The organism is Bradyrhizobium sp. Ghvi, from assembly GCF_900115265.1.
Lineage (GTDB): Bacteria > Pseudomonadota > Alphaproteobacteria > Rhizobiales > Xanthobacteraceae > Bradyrhizobium.
The window spans coordinates 1-13,707 of record NZ_FOVU01000021.1 but is presented as its reverse complement, the minus strand read 5'-3'; the positions used below and the strand labels follow the sequence as shown (position 1 = coordinate 13,707).

Here is a 13,707-nt window from a genome sequence, read left to right as displayed (position 1 = left end):
CGTGGTTCTACTTCAATCGAAAATCCACGCGATCGAGACACACGTCATTCCTCCGACGGAGTCTCAATCGGAACCGCAAAACCCGCCTTTACGCGGTCCATTATGACCATCGTCTTGACCGCCTTAATGTCCGGGTTCTCATAAAAGAATCGCCGAGTAAATTGCTCATAATCTTCCATGCTATGCGCGGTAATGTAGAGAACAAAGTCGGCATCGCCAGTGACGTAAAATCCGTTGACGACTTCAGCCGACGATTTAATGGCCTTCTTGAACCTATCGATAATATCTGACCGCTCGCGCTCCAACGTTACCAGCACAAGCATTTGGATAGGATTTCCTACCGCCTTCGGCGAAACAATCGAGACGTCAGCCTCGATGATGCCTTCTGAGCGGAGCCTCTTCAAGCGTCGTTGACATGCGGTAGCGGAAAGCCCCGCCAGTTCGCCGATCGTCTCGGAAGTCAGCCGATTATTCTTTTGCACGATCTCAAGGATGCGTGCGTCTATTCGATCATACTGCATAGCGGCTTCAGCCTTAGGTGAACTTCGCCGCAAAATACGTGCCTGATGCAGGAAATCATCCGAGCGGCAGGAAAGTGCGACGCAAATATCCTTGCAGCATCAGTATCCTGAATGCATGGACAATTTCAACGGGCCTGGGATGGATAATTTCTGGTTAAAACAGGCGTTCGAGCGCCTTGGGAAGCCGCAAGTGCGGTCGCTGTCGAAGCATGTCTTGGCTGACGTGACGATCGTCGGCGGCGGTTACTTGGGATTATGGACAGCCATCAGGATCAAGGAAGAGTCGCCCTCCCTCAAAGTCGTCGTGGTGGAAAGGGATCTGTGTGGGGCGGGCGCAAGCGGGCGCAACGGCGGATTCGTCACCAGCTACTGGGCCAAATACCTCTCGTTGCACAAGAAATGCGGTACGCATGAAGCCGCTCGGATTGCAAAAAGTTCGGCAGAAGCGGTATTGGAAATCGGCACTTTCTGCCGGGAGAATGGCATAGACGCGGAGTTCCGCGCGGACGGGTGGCTTTGGACCGCGACCTCTGCAACACAAGTCGGCTGCTGGAATGTCCTGCTCAATGAGCTGGCCAAGCATCATGTGCGGCCCTTTGAGGTTCTGGACAATGCGGAAGTGGCGCGCTTGGGCGGGACCGATCGCAATCTGGCCGGCGTCTTCGAACCAGGTGCCGCCACGGTCCAGCCGGCCATCCTTGCGCTTGGCCTCCGAACTCATGCTCAGAAGCTGGGCGTGACGATCTACGAGCATTCGCCCATGACCCGCCTTGAGCGGACCAGGACCCCAAAAGTCGTAACTCGCAAAGGCTCAGTTACGAGCGAGAAGGTCGTTCTGGCCATGAACGCCTGGGGGGCCCAGTTCTCACATCTGCGCCGCAAAGTGGCAATCGTGTCCAGCGATATGATCGCAACGACGGCCAACCCGGACCAGCTGAACGAGATCGGCTTAAAAAAGGGAGTTGCGATATGCGATTCCCGCATGTTCCTGAACTATTACCGAAATACCCCTGATGGCCGCATCGTCTTCGGCAAATCGCTGGGACACTTCGCGTTCGCCGGGCGGGTCGCCGATCACTATGAAGGGCCATCGCCCAGAGCCGGCGAAGTGGAAGAAAGCTTCCGGAACCTTTACCCGATGCTTCATGGCATGGACGTCGAATCATCCTGGACTGGCCCAATCGACAGATCCGTGGACGGTCTGCCGTTCTTCGGCCGTCTGGACGATCACCCGGACATTTTTTTCGGCATCGGCTTTTCCGGCCAGGGCATCGGGCCGACCGTCCTGGGTGGAAGGATACTCGCCTCGCTTGCTCTCGACGAAGCAAACCAGTGGTCCCACTGCGGATTGGTCCGTGACGATGTCGAAGAATTCCCGATAGAACCTTTCCGCTATGTCGGTTCTATCCTTGTGCGCGAAGCCTTACGCCGGAAGGAGGGCCTGGAAGATCGTGCCCGGCGCCCCGACGCCCTTACTCTTGCGATCGCGAAGCTTGCTCCCGTCGGTTATGTGCCTTCGAGGCGCAACTGACATTTCAACCTACAAACAGGAATAGATCATGACTCCGGTTGTTCTCAAAGCACCCGTCAACCTGCCCTCCGACTCCCTCGACAGCATCAGCCCGGTTTCTCGCCCGGTCGGTGAGCCGGTCTCGATTATGCGCAGCAAGGTTGCCTTCCACTCCGCGACGGACGAAACCAACGTCGGCGTCTGGGAATGCTCGCCTGGAAGATGGCTTCGTCAAGTTGCCGAGGCGGAATTCTGCACCTTTCTGTCGGGACGCTGTACGTTTACGCCAGATGGTGGTCCCGCGGTCGTTCTTGAGGCCGGCGACTCCATATATTTTCACGCGAACACGAATGGCGAATGGAATGTCATCGAGCCGCTTCGAAAGGCGTACGTCATTCTTCCTGGGGCACGCTCGCGAGTGTGATCGCAGACTGACCGAACATCCTGAGCATTGCGTCCGAGCGTCGGAGGCTGCGATCAGGACCGCAATCACGCTTTCATGCCTGCGCCGTCGGACAGACCGAAGGCAGGGGGCGTACCCACAAAGAAGGTGAACTTCGCAGATCTTCGGTTCTGCTGCTGAAAATTGGCTATGATGGAACAATCTCTCCCGGTCGGCCCCGCCGACATCGATGCTGCGGCACGCGTGATCGCGCCCTTCGCCATCCGCACACCGCTTCTGTCGTCCCCGGCGCTCAACGAGCGCGTCGGCGCAAATGTCTTCCTGAAGGCGGAGATGCTGCAGCGGACCGGCTCCTTCAAGTTTCGCGGCGCTTTCAACAAGATCTCCTCGATTCCGGAGGACAAGCGCAGCAAAGGCGTCGTCGCGTTCTCCTCAGGCAACCACGCCCAGGGCGTGGCGGCGGCGGCCAGGATTCTCAACGTGCAGGCGACCATCGTCATGCCGTCGGATGCCCCGCTGTCGAAACGCGAGCGTACCAAGTCCTACGGCGCCGAAGTCGTGCTCTATGATCGTGACCGCGGCGACCGCGAGGCGATCGCACGAAGCATCGCCGAGGAGCGCGGCGCGACGCTGGTCAAGCCCTATGACGATCCCTTCGTGATCGCAGGGCAGGGCACGGCCGGTCGTGAGATTCTGGAAGACATGGCGGCGCTCGGGACTAAGCCTGATATCGTGGTGGCGCCAACCTCCGGTGGCGGCCTGATCGCCGGTATTGCGACCGCGGTGAAGGCGCGCTATCCACAGGCGCAACTGATCGCGGCCGAGCCTGAGGGCTTTGACGATCACAGCCGCTCACTCGCCGCTGGGCATCGTGAACCGCACGCGTCCGGTGGCCGCACCATCTGCGACGCGCTGATGGCGTTGATGCCGGGCGAGATCACCTTCGCCATCAACCGCAAGCTCCTGTCGCGCGGCGTCACGGCGTCGGATGCGGAAGTCGGTGCTGCGATCGCGTTTGCATACCGAGAATTGAAGCTCGTAGTCGAGCCCGGCGGCGCCATCGCTCTTGCGGCGCTTCTTGCGGGTCGTCTCGATGCGACCGGCAATAACGTCGTCATCGTGCTCTCGGGCGGCAATATCGATGCCGACCTGTTCGCAGAATTTGTTGCCCGACACTGAACCTGAGGAGGGTGGAGCATTGAGCTCCGCCCGTTCGCGCTTATCGTCGTGAGCCCGATCGTCAATGCACGAAACCGACGCGTTTCTTTGACGGTGTCTGTTTCGTGTCTTGGGCAAGTACCCTTGAAGTTGCTGTTCACCGTGCCGTCACCATCGCTTGGATGGGGCATCGTGGTGAACTGCGGTCGGCCGATCAGCACTGGGGCTGTCGGTCCCTGCTTGACCACCGCCGGTGCTGCCGTCGTCCTTGAGCTGGCTGGTCTCGTCTGGCACCTGGTTCGGCGAGACATTGGCTCTCGCTTCGATGCTCTAGCTCCGACAGCCGGGTTGGCCTTGCGTACTCTGTGGCAGCTTCACGATGCCGCTATTATGGCGCGCGATGTTCGACGGTTGGCGGCGGATTATTACCCGACAGCATAACGAACTCGCTCCTCGTGAGGCGGTGATCGGTGTTGGCAGAAAAGCCTCTTGCCGGACTCGCACCTGTTCGAATCGGGGATAATCTCGCGCGCGCTGCTCGCGTGGTCTCTTTAATCGCGTGAATGCTTCGGATGCTCGGCGGTGGGCGCAGAGTTTCGGCCGTCAAGGCGCCTACATCAGCGAAATTAGGCGTTCAGTCCCGGTAATAATCTCATGGTGAGACGATGCCGTCGCGTGTCGAAGCGTCCTACAATACCTGCTGCTTGGCCTTTGCCCGACGTCCTCGCCTTCGCGAAGCAGATCTGCAACAAACTTCCCGATGCCTCTCTCATCTCATCCACAATCGCAAGTGGTTGATCCGAGGTGGGACCCGATGGAGCTAAGACAATGATGATCAGCAAAGGGCCGCAGGCCTTCCCGCGAACTGAGTACTTGCGCAGGCTTGCCGAAGTGAAATCAGAAATCACGCGGCGCGACATCGATGCGCTCGTGGTAACCAACCCCTCGAACATCGCCTATCTCACGGGCTACACCGCGCGATCGTTTTCCGTCCCACAAGGACTTGTGGTTTCGATCCAGCAGGAGGAGCCAACGATCATCCTGCGCAAGCAGGATGGGCCCGCAGCCGTGCATCAGACCTTCATGGGGCGTGATAAGGTAATTGGCTATCCAGAAGCGCTCATAGGCAACCCTGACAAGGATGGCTACGACGCATTGATCGATTTCCTTCTCGAACTCGGTGTCGCAAAGCGCGGCGTCGGCCTCGAATTAGATCACCTCCCGGCCAGATCGGCGGAGAAGTTCAAGGCACTACTGCCTCAGGCGAGAATCGTGGATTGCGCTGGCGCCGTGACCTTGATCCGAATGGTCAAGTCCGATCTCGAGATATCCCTCATGAAGGAAGCGGCTGCGATCACCGATGCGGGAATCATACGTGCGGCGGAAGTGATACGCCCTGGCGTGCGAGAGGCGGACGCCATGGCCGAGATTGTCACGACGCTGTTGCGCGGCGCCAATGGCAAGCCCGGAACGTGGATTGCAAACCCCTATTTATGCGTCTCGCCGCTCATCGGAACAAGCCACATCCCGTGGACCGAGAATGTCCTTCGCGACGGCTCGCAGGCCAACGTTGAGATCGCCGGTGTGCGCCATGGCTATACTGCGCCGATCAGCCGAACCTTCTCAATCGGCCGGCCCTCGGACCGTCTCCGTCGCGTACATGAGGCCGAAGTCGCCGGCCTGGAGGCCGGGCTGGCCACCGTCCGTGCGGGACGTACCTGCAACGACGTCGCCCAGGCAGTCTATCGCACGATTGAGAAGCTGGGCGTCAAGAAAGAGTCCCGTTGTGGCTACCCCGTTGGCATCGATTGGATGGAGCGGGTAGCCAGCTTCAAAGAAGGGGATATGACGGTTCTGAAGCCGAACATGACCTTCCATCTGCATCTGGGTAACTGGATGATCGATGGGGATGAGGACTTCGGTTATGTCATCAGCGAGACCTTGCGTGTGACCGAGTCCGGCGTCGAAGTGCTGACGAGTGCGCCACGGAAGCTTTTCGAAATCACTTGAGCTGGAGCCTGTAGGGTTTCTCCGACGGCCAGTCGCCGACCGGCGCGCGTCGCGGCGACTTGCTGCTCGCGGAGAGACCCTTCCCTTCCTTGATCAGCAGAAGCACGAGGGAAGCATTTGCTGTCACATGGATTTTGCGGTCCTCTGAAAACGCATGCCAGTTGTCGGTAAGATCGGGGAACCAGGCTGTCTCGAGCCACACCGGCGCCTGCATCTCGCGCCGGTTCCGGTCATGTGTTTATGAGCCGCTGACGTCGACGTGATCGCGAGGAGCTCTGACGGCCCCCAACGATCATTCATGGAGAAGGCGTGGCGCCGGTTGCATTGGCGCACAATCGTTGATGGCGTTTCTTGTCTGATCAACATCAGAGAGTCCTCGGGGCGCGCCAGATGGGCGCTGGTTCGAGGACCAGCGAAAAGTCCGTTGCTTTCCAACGCATTGAAGCTTTCAGGCAAGGTCCAGTTCATCCTGCGACGGGATCGCGCTTGACGCCGTGAGCCCGGCAATTGTGAGAAGCATCAGGACGGCTTCTGCTGAGTCAGCAATGGTCCGATCGCGGCAGCGTGACCAGTGCTTCCGTTCAGAATTCCGGCATCGCGCGCAACAGATGCGCCTTGCGAATTAGACTCGTTCTAGCTGAACACCTCGCCCGTACTTCGCCGCAAGCCCCGAATGTAATCTAGTACCGTAGGACCGCCGAAATCCTTGCCGATAGTCCGCCAGTGCCCTGCCTTCATGCAATGGGTGCTGTGACCGCGACTGTGCCGACCATGATTGCCGGCTGGGCCTGCCGCCGCAGTTTGTGCCAGGAGCCAAGCATAATACGCCGCAAAGGCGCACGAAATCTTCACGTGATGGCTTGAAGTTGCAGGATTTCTGCTATGGCAGGCTCAATATCAATTAAACTCAGATGGACGGTCCGGTAATATTTGCGTGAGATAGGACCTAGCGGTTGACCAAAGTCACGGAATCAGCCGGCTCAAGAGGAGGCCGAATTTGCCAAGTCACCGAGAGCTACGGGCGCGTCGCCGCGGCCAGGGACTTGCGGCTGATCTTTCTCGAGTTCGTGGCTGTTCTCGGTGCGAGCGGGTCGGCTTGGACCACCGACTGTTGCTACTCGCCGGCTTCGAGTCACCTGAGGGGGCGACTCCTCGATTCCGGTCCTTCCATCGCTTCAGTGCTGTCCTGGCGGCGCAACGAGCGTATCGTTTTCCGAAGCCATGTGCTTTTTCTGCACCTGAATGTGCAGAGCCACCTCGAATTTTCGCTCAAAGGGAATGGCCGGAAGGTTGCTGAGAGACAGCTGAGTGGCAGTCAGGAGCGGCGCATGACGCTTCGGCAGCGATACCGGAGTCTCCGCCCGATGAATAGTCCGGCCTGCTCGACGCAACGAGAGTTCTTGCCGCCGAACCTCTTTTGTAAAAGTGAGAAGCAGGTGAAACAATAGAGAGGGAGGTCGGGAAAATGAAAAGGCGAGCGTTCTTAAAATTCGCGACAGCGGCCGCCGCCGGCGCAGTGGCCATGCCGTACGTCCGGGCTCAGTCGAAAAAATTTGCCGGCATTACCTTGCGTGCAAACGGATTCGGTGGCGCCTTCGACGAAGCTCTTCGAAAGAGTGTGGTCGCGCCACTCGAAGAGAAGTACGGACTGAAGAGCCAAATTCATCGCCGGTGCGACAGGAGCAGACCTCGTCAAACTGATCGCGAACAAGGACAATCCTCCGTACGACATGTTTATGGCCGACAGCTCTTACATAATTGAACTCCTTAAGGCTGGTGTCATCGAAGAGATCAAGGCGTCAGACGTTCCCAACATCAAACGCATCCTTCCCGGCTTCCGAGAATACGGCGATTACGGTGTGCCATTCTGCGTCTCGTCCGTCGTTCCTGTGTACAATTCAAAATACATCAAGCAGCCACTCACGTCGTACTCGGATATTGCCCGGGCTGATCTCGCCGATCGCGCGGTCATTCCGACCCCGGACAACGTCGCCAGCGCCCTGTATCTTCTTGGCTTGGCCGAGGAAAATGGTGGCTCGGTTTCGGACTTGGAGCCAGCGTTCAAGGTGCTGGCCGCCGCGAAGAGGAATATTGTCGCGCTCGCGCAGACAACCGTCGCCGAGCTGCAGATGTTCCAGAACGAAGAGGTCTATGCGGGATTCTTCTGGGATGGCCGCGCCTACGAACTTCGAACGAAGGGCATCCCCATCGTGACCGTTGTTCCGCCTCAAGGCGTGTACGCGACGACGAGCTATGTCAATGTCGTCAAGGGGATGAAATATCCGGAAGCCGCCCACGCGTTTGCTGAGCAGCTGCTCTCGGATCAAGGTATGCTCGGACTGCCTCAGGCGCTTCGGTTTGGCGCCACCACGGACGTCAAGTTGCCCGACGAACTTCGCCAGGACCTCCTGTTCAACTCCCCTGAGCGCAATGCGCTGAAGAAGAAGATTGACTGGGAAAAGCTGTGGGAAGGACGCAGTGGCCGGATCGAAAAGGTCAATAAGATAATTCGAAGCTAGGTTGGGGGGCGATACCATTGTGGTGTTACGCAGACCCTTGAGGGTCTGCGCAAGACCACTCTAAATTCAGCAGGTCCCTACCAGTTATTGGAAGGTCGATCGTGAAGGAGCCTCTGCTTAGTCGACGTATCGTGAGGCCAGCGCTTTTGCTGGCCCCAATGATCATTCTTCTCACCGGTTTTCTGGTGGTGCCGGTGCTCGGATTGCTGCGGTCGAGTTTTCTGTCCGGCAACCATCTTCTCGAGGGCAGCGGTTTCAGCCTTGAGCAATATTTCCACTTCTTCTCGGATTCGTATTACACGTCAGTGCTGGTGGAGACGTTTTTCGACGGACTTGTTGTCAGCCTTATCTGCGTGGTGATCGGCTTTCCTACGGGATATTCGCTTGCGCGCCTGCCGCCACTGGCGCGGCGATGGCGGATGATTATTGTCATCATGCCGCTGACGCTCAGTCTCGTCGTCGTCGTATTTGGCTGGTTGATAATCCTTGGCCGGAACGGTCTCCTCAATTCGCTCTTCGTAAGTCTCGGGATTTTTGCCTCGCCGAAAATCCTCCTCTTTTCACGGCCTGCCGTGCTGATTGTCCTGGTGCAGCAGTTCCTTCCATTCATGATTTTGTCTGTCATGAGTGTCGTGACACAAATAGATCCAGTGCTGGAGCAGGCGGCTGCAAACCTGCGCGCCAATCGTTTTGCCACTTTCCGAAAGGTTATAATTCCACTCGCGGTTCCTGGTATTCTCGTTGGCTTCAATCTCGTCTTCGTGCTGTCGGTTTCAGCATTCATCACGCCGCGTCTTATCGGTGGAAGTCGCGTCGCGATGCTCGGAAGCCTCATCTATGAGCGCATCATGGCGGAACTGAACTGGCCGTCCGGAGCAGCCATGGCTTTCGTCCTCTTCGTGAGCGGACTTGGTTTTACCGCGGCGCTCAACGCTTTGGCTGCGTCACGTTTCATCGTTCGAGGGCGTCGTCATGCGCTTTGATCTCATTGACCACGCAATGGCTGTGACTGGCGCGATCATTCGCGTGCTCGTCTATTCGATTCTCACGCTGCCAGCGATTCTGGTCGTTATGTCATCTTTCACCAACGGCGAGACGATGAGCTTCCCTCCCACTGGCTTTTCTCTGCGCTGGTATAGGGCGGCGTTCGAGAACGATCTGTTCATGACTGCGCTCTGGACCAGCACGTACCTTGCCGTGCTCGTTGCCATCATCGCGCTGGCAATTGGCTTTTCCGCCGCGTTCGCAATCAACCGGTTTTCCTTTCGAGGGAAAGCGTTCCTGCAGGGTCTGGCTTTCTCGCCATTGATCGTCCCGGCTGTCGTGCTGGGCATCGGACTGTTGCAGCTCTTCGCGTGGCTGGACCTTACGCAGACAATCTACCCGTTGCTCCTGGGCCATCTGGTTCTTGCGATCCCGTACGTCGTTCGCACGATTCTCGCGAGCCTTACCCTGCACGACCAGCAGCTTGAGCAGGCGGCGATGAACCTCAGGGCGACGCCGTTGCGGGTCATTCGCCGTATTACCTTGCCGCTCATCCTGCCCGGCTTGCTCTCTGCTGCGATCTTTGCCTTTGTGACATCGTTCGGAAACGTGACGGTTTCGGCGTTTCTCACCTATGGCGGTCGCGTGACCCTGCCGGTGCAGATCTTTGCTTACCTCGATACGAGTTCTGACCCACTGGTTGCGGCCGTATCGAGTCTCATGATCGTGGTGACAATGGTCGTCATCCTGGCGATTGAGCGTTTGATCGGCACAGAAAGATTAGCGTAAGACGAGAGGGAAGATGCTAGCACTGTCGAAAGAGCATGAAAACACCGTGCGAGAAGCTGGTGATTTTGTCGTCGAATTGCGCTCTGTTTCAAAGTACTACGGGGAGCTCGCTGCTGTCGAAGACACGTCGCTCGGCGTCCGTCGTGGCGAACTGCTTTGCCTGCTTGGACCATCAGGCTGCGGCAAGACAACGACCCTGCGCATGGTCGCTGGATTTGTAGAGCCGACCTCGGGCACCATAAGTATCAATGGCGTCGACATGACGCATCAGCCGCCTTATCGGCGGGATACTGGAATGGTGTTTCAGAGTTATGCCTTGTTTCCGCACATGAGCGTCGCTGAAAACATCGCATTTGGACTGGAAAATCTGAAGTGGCCTCGCGACAAGCGCGAGGAGCGGGTTGATGAGATGCTCAAGCTTGTTGAGTTGCCCCATCTGGCCCGGCGACTGCCCGAGTCAACTTTCAGGTGGTCAGCAGCAACGGGTTGCCCTAGCGCGCGCACTCGCGATGAGACCGGCAGTACTGCTGCTTGACGAGCCGTTCTCAAATCTGGACGCGCAGCTGCGGGTGCGCATGCGAGAAGAGCTGCGAGAAGTGGTGCGCAGCGTCAATGTCACGACACTGTTTGTGACGCATGATCAGGAAGAGGCGCTGACGATGTCGGACCGCATTGTCGTCATGAACGCCGGTCGGGTCGAGCAGGTTGGTACGCCTGGCGAGATCTACGAGACGCCGGCGACGCCGTTCGTCGCCAAATTCATCGGCTGGTGTTCTCTCCTGAAAGGAACGGTAGGAACTGATGGCAGTTTCACGTCCGTTGCCGGGCTGCGTCTGGCGGGTAATTGGAGTGCTGGGCCTGCGACCGCGGTGATCCGGCCAGAACACGTCAAGCTGTCGGCTGATGGCGCTGCCGGACTGTCCTGTCAGGCCCGCGTCCTTCAGGCACATTACTATGGAGGCGCGACGCGGATCATGCTTGACATCAACGGAGAGCAACTGACGATGCAGGAGCGCTTTCCGTTCGGGCGCAATTTGAGTCCCGGCGATCTCCTCAGCATCACAATCGGCGCGAATGACATCCGCGTCATTCCAGCGAATGAAGGTCATTCCTGAGCCCGCGCTCAACTAATTCGAGCGTGTACGGGAAGAAGGACCCCAGGCCAAACGCTGTTCCGAGGTCACCGACCAAAATCGAGTCCGCTGACGCACTTGATCATTGCCATGGTCCCTGACTGAAGCTGCGGACCTGCGCCCGATCGAAGGCAAGATGATCGTGTGGAGCTGCAGGCCAATGCTGACCCACACCCTGAAACAGAGTCGGAAGTCAGCCTGAAGGACGTTGTGGGTAACGGGATTGCGACTGAGCGAAGTGGGCGAGCATGGGTTGGGGAAGGGACGTTTCGACCCGTCATGCCAATGCCAGCTCCCGGCACGTCAGATCGTCGCCCCCTGTCAAGACTGCTTGCTCGCCCATCCAACGCCTTTCCTTTAGCCCAAGGCCGTCGGCTGAGCAGTTTGATGCAGCCGAGCCCTCCTTTTTGCCGGGAAGAAGAACCTGGTTTCAAGGGGCCGGTTCCGCGGGAGCTGATTCACGTGAGCATTCAAACCTGCCCAATGCATCCAGGAGAGCCGCTCCGGTGCGTACTCCCTTCAGAAAGCAGTCAATCTTGATGTTCTCGTTCGGAGCGTGATTGGCTTCGTCGAAGTTGGCGTAGGGCACCACAAACGAGGGGACGCCGAGGATCTTCGTGAACACGTAGTCCGGCAGGGATCCGCCAAGCGAGGGGTAGATGAGAGGCTCTACGCCGTGCGCGGTGTGCACTGCAGACTGAACAACGTCTGAAAACGGTGCATCAAGCGGCGTCCTCGACGGCGGCGTGGACTCGAGGCGAACGAACTCGACGTGCGGAGCGCGCGTTTTCACGTGAGCCTCTATCTTCGCTAGAATGTCATCAGGGTCTTGCCGTTCTACAAGACGGACATCACATTTGACGAGGGCCTCGTGGGGCAGGACTGTTTTCGCTCCGGGGCCACCATAGCCGCCGTTGAATCCGTTGATGGTCAACGTTGGGTGAAACATGAGCCTATCCCCCAGCAGCCGATCTGCCGGGCTGTCCAGCACTTTGAGGCCGAGACTCCGCTTGATGTCTTCAGGGTCCAAAGGCAATCGTGCTGCTGCGGCGCGGTCAAGGTCTGTTGGCGCCACGACATCATCATAAAAGCCATCAACTGTAATCTCCCCGTCTGCATTCTTCATTGTTGCCAGCAAGTGTACCAGCATCCAGATCGGGTTTGGGACGACACCGCCGAAGTTGCCTGAATGAACATCGCTATTGGCCGCGCGGGCCCGCAGTTCGAAGGCCGCGATTCCGCGAACGCCGTACGTAATGACCGGCCGACCTGACTCGTGCAAAGGGCCATCGGCTGTTACGACCAGGTCTGTTCTTAGCTGGTCGCGGTGGGCGCGAACGAAATCCGCTATGTGCGGGCTTCCGTTCTCTTCTTCGCCTTCTAGCAGGAACAGGACGTTGCATGGCAACCGGCCATGGACCGCCAAATATGACTCAACGGCCAGGATCTGAGCGAAATGTTGACCCTTATTGTCTCCGGCGCCGCGCGCATATATGCGCCCTTCTCGGATCGTCGGTTCGAATGGTGGGCTGATCCAGGCGTCCAGCGGATCTGGAGGCTGAACGTCATAGTGGCCGTAGAGCAAGACCGTTGGTGATCCAGGAGCGCACTCCCAGCGCCCCACTACCATCGGGTGCCCGGATGTCGGAATCGTCCGAGCTTCGAACCCCAGGCGACTCAGCATGTGTACAAGGAGTTCGGCCACCTCGCCGATGCCGATGTTGTGGGCGCTGATACTGGGGTGTCTCAGGTAATCGAGCAAACGACTGACGAACTGATCTTTATTCGTCTCGATGTGCTCGAAAACCCTGGACAATTCCACGCCGGCGATCGGGGCAGTATCCGCACTCATAGGCGGCACTCGCTTTCTCGGAGATATTAGCCAGTCTAGGCTGAAACTACCTAGTCATGATAGGATTGATGACGCGGCGAAGGCACGCATTCGATGCTATTGTTCGCCGAAACTCGGCTTTTTCGAACAGCCAAGTATGTTTTTTCGGCGAACACGTATGGCTGTTGTGGATGTGCCCGCCGGCAAGGCGTAGGGAGGGTTGCTTACAGCTGAATATTGCCGCATTGCGATCGGAGAAGCCTCGAGTCCAGGATCCGATTCGCGCGCGAGTTGAGCGCCGGCGAGGCTAAACACCGGCTTGCGAATCGTTCAGCGTAGCAATTTGCCGCTCCGATCATTCCAAATTACATCCACCTCTTGAGCCTTGAGGGCGTCGCCTCAAACGCCGATGACGGAAACGTCACGCTCGGCCCATCATGCGCAGAATTTCTGCTGCACGAGGCGTTAGATTAGCGAAATTCAAATTTGCGACCCGGCAATATCCAAAATTGAGCTTTTCGGTTGAGAAGGTCGCGGGGATCGAGCTTTGCAAGGTCACCCCCGAGGTGCGGGCTGACCTTGCCCCTCGGGCTTAATCCAGTTTGAAGTTCGTTCTGGCCCACGACAAGGACCAGAGCATGAAGCGCAGCCGCTTTACGGAAGAACAGATCATCGGGATTTTGAAGGAGCATGAGGCCGGCGTGTCGGTCGCCGATCTTTGCCGCAAGCATGGCGTCAGCGACGCCAGCATCTACAAATGGAAGGCCAAGTTCGGTGGGCTGGAGGTGTCGGAGGCCAAGCGGCTGAAGACGCTGGAGGACGAGAACACGCGGCTGAAACGGTTGCTGG

General features: G+C 58.1%; 13 protein-coding genes and 1 pseudogene. 11 read left to right on the top strand and 3 right to left on the bottom strand.

Annotated elements, in window-relative coordinates; genetic code table 11:
• Nucleotides 1-44: 44 nt before the first annotated feature.
• The gene (locus tag BM374_RS35700) at nucleotides 45-521 is read right to left on the bottom strand and encodes an Lrp/AsnC family transcriptional regulator (protein WP_092303409.1); all 477 of its coding nucleotides are present in this window, start codon (nucleotides 519-521) and stop codon (nucleotides 45-47) included.
• Between the two features lie 139 nt (nucleotides 522-660).
• Between BM374_RS35700 and BM374_RS35695 the strand changes: the two genes are divergently transcribed.
• From BM374_RS35695 to BM374_RS35680, 4 genes are all read left to right on the top strand, one after another.
• Nucleotides 661-2,052 (top strand): FAD-dependent oxidoreductase, encoded by a 1,392-nt coding sequence (locus BM374_RS35695; protein WP_092303470.1) that lies wholly within the window; start codon nucleotides 661-663, stop codon nucleotides 2,050-2,052.
• Nucleotides 2,053-2,080: 28 nt separating this feature from the next.
• On the top strand, nucleotides 2,081-2,455 hold the full coding sequence (locus BM374_RS35690) for a cupin domain-containing protein (RefSeq protein ID WP_092303407.1): 375 nt from the start codon (nucleotides 2,081-2,083) through the stop codon (nucleotides 2,453-2,455).
• A gap of 168 nt (nucleotides 2,456-2,623) precedes the next feature.
• The gene (locus BM374_RS35685) at nucleotides 2,624-3,613 is read left to right on the top strand and encodes a threonine/serine dehydratase family protein (protein WP_092303405.1); all 990 of its coding nucleotides are present in this window, start codon (nucleotides 2,624-2,626) and stop codon (nucleotides 3,611-3,613) included.
• A gap of 807 nt (nucleotides 3,614-4,420) precedes the next feature.
• On the top strand, nucleotides 4,421-5,602 hold the full coding sequence (locus BM374_RS35680) for a M24 family metallopeptidase (RefSeq protein ID WP_092303403.1): 1,182 nt from the start codon (nucleotides 4,421-4,423) through the stop codon (nucleotides 5,600-5,602).
• Here the strand turns inward: BM374_RS35680 and BM374_RS35675 are convergent.
• Nucleotides 5,595-5,816, bottom strand: coding sequence for a hypothetical protein (locus BM374_RS35675; RefSeq protein WP_092303401.1), 222 nt, complete (start codon nucleotides 5,814-5,816; stop codon nucleotides 5,595-5,597). The two genes, BM374_RS35680 and BM374_RS35675, sit on opposite strands and share 8 nt — an antisense overlap.
• 1,251 nt (nucleotides 5,817-7,067) lie before the next feature.
• On the opposite strand from BM374_RS35675, the gene BM374_RS40390 reads away from it, so the two are divergent.
• The 6 genes and pseudogenes from BM374_RS40390 (at nucleotide 7,068) to BM374_RS40195 (ending at nucleotide 11,009) form a co-directional block, all read left to right on the top strand.
• Nucleotides 7,068-7,364: a twin-arginine translocation signal domain-containing protein gene (locus BM374_RS40390; RefSeq protein ID WP_143270332.1), complete on the top strand. Its 297-nt coding sequence runs from the start codon at nucleotides 7,068-7,070 to the stop codon at nucleotides 7,362-7,364.
• Nucleotides 7,267-8,121: an extracellular solute-binding protein gene (locus BM374_RS35670; protein ID WP_092303399.1), complete on the top strand. Its 855-nt coding sequence runs from the start codon at nucleotides 7,267-7,269 to the stop codon at nucleotides 8,119-8,121. The genes BM374_RS40390 and BM374_RS35670 overlap by 98 nt, the downstream gene beginning before the upstream one ends.
• 158 nt (nucleotides 8,122-8,279) lie before the next feature.
• Nucleotides 8,280-9,104: an ABC transporter permease gene (locus tag BM374_RS35665; protein ID WP_092303397.1), complete on the top strand. Its 825-nt coding sequence runs from the start codon at nucleotides 8,280-8,282 to the stop codon at nucleotides 9,102-9,104.
• Nucleotides 9,094-9,894 (top strand): ABC transporter permease, encoded by an 801-nt coding sequence (locus BM374_RS35660; protein WP_092303395.1) that lies wholly within the window; start codon nucleotides 9,094-9,096, stop codon nucleotides 9,892-9,894. The genes BM374_RS35665 and BM374_RS35660 overlap by 11 nt, the downstream gene beginning before the upstream one ends.
• Before the next feature lie 13 nt (nucleotides 9,895-9,907).
• A pseudogene (locus BM374_RS40200) lies at nucleotides 9,908-10,379 on the top strand (ABC transporter ATP-binding protein); the annotation flags it as partial.
• 90 nt (nucleotides 10,380-10,469) lie between these two features.
• The gene (locus BM374_RS40195; protein WP_349510018.1) at nucleotides 10,470-11,009 is read left to right on the top strand and encodes a TOBE domain-containing protein; all 540 of its coding nucleotides are present in this window, start codon (nucleotides 10,470-10,472) and stop codon (nucleotides 11,007-11,009) included.
• A gap of 448 nt (nucleotides 11,010-11,457) precedes the next feature.
• Here BM374_RS40195 and BM374_RS35650 read toward each other — a convergent pair whose 3' ends face one another.
• Nucleotides 11,458-12,879, bottom strand: coding sequence for a M20/M25/M40 family metallo-hydrolase (locus tag BM374_RS35650; RefSeq protein ID WP_092303393.1), 1,422 nt, complete (start codon nucleotides 12,877-12,879; stop codon nucleotides 11,458-11,460).
• Between the two features lie 617 nt (nucleotides 12,880-13,496).
• Here BM374_RS35650 and BM374_RS35645 point away from each other — a divergent pair.
• A partial coding sequence (locus BM374_RS35645) for a transposase (protein ID WP_143270331.1) occupies nucleotides 13,497-13,707 on the top strand: 211 nt, incomplete at its 3' end.

Bases quoted from the DNA above. Each gene is read 5' to 3' on its own strand.
- BM374_RS35700 (WP_092303409.1), bottom strand. From the start codon at position 521: ATGCAGTATGATCGAATAGACGCACGCATCCTTGAGATCGTGCAAAAG.
- BM374_RS35695 (WP_092303470.1), top strand. From the start codon at position 661: ATGGATAATTTCTGGTTAAAACAGGCGTTCGAGCGCCTTGGGAAGCCG.
- BM374_RS35690 (WP_092303407.1), top strand. From the start codon at position 2,081: ATGACTCCGGTTGTTCTCAAAGCACCCGTCAACCTGCCCTCCGACTCC.
- BM374_RS35685 (WP_092303405.1), top strand. From the start codon at position 2,624: ATGATGGAACAATCTCTCCCGGTCGGCCCCGCCGACATCGATGCTGCG.
- BM374_RS35680 (WP_092303403.1), top strand. From the start codon at position 4,421: ATGATGATCAGCAAAGGGCCGCAGGCCTTCCCGCGAACTGAGTACTTG.
- BM374_RS35675 (WP_092303401.1), bottom strand. From the start codon at position 5,816: ATGCAGGCGCCGGTGTGGCTCGAGACAGCCTGGTTCCCCGATCTTACC.
- BM374_RS40390 (WP_143270332.1), top strand. From the start codon at position 7,068: ATGAAAAGGCGAGCGTTCTTAAAATTCGCGACAGCGGCCGCCGCCGGC.
- BM374_RS35665 (WP_092303397.1), top strand. From the start codon at position 8,280: ATGATCATTCTTCTCACCGGTTTTCTGGTGGTGCCGGTGCTCGGATTG.
- BM374_RS35660 (WP_092303395.1), top strand. From the start codon at position 9,094: ATGCGCTTTGATCTCATTGACCACGCAATGGCTGTGACTGGCGCGATC.
- BM374_RS40195 (WP_349510018.1), top strand. From the start codon at position 10,470: ATGCGAGAAGAGCTGCGAGAAGTGGTGCGCAGCGTCAATGTCACGACA.
- BM374_RS35650 (WP_092303393.1), bottom strand. From the start codon at position 12,879: ATGAGTGCGGATACTGCCCCGATCGCCGGCGTGGAATTGTCCAGGGTT.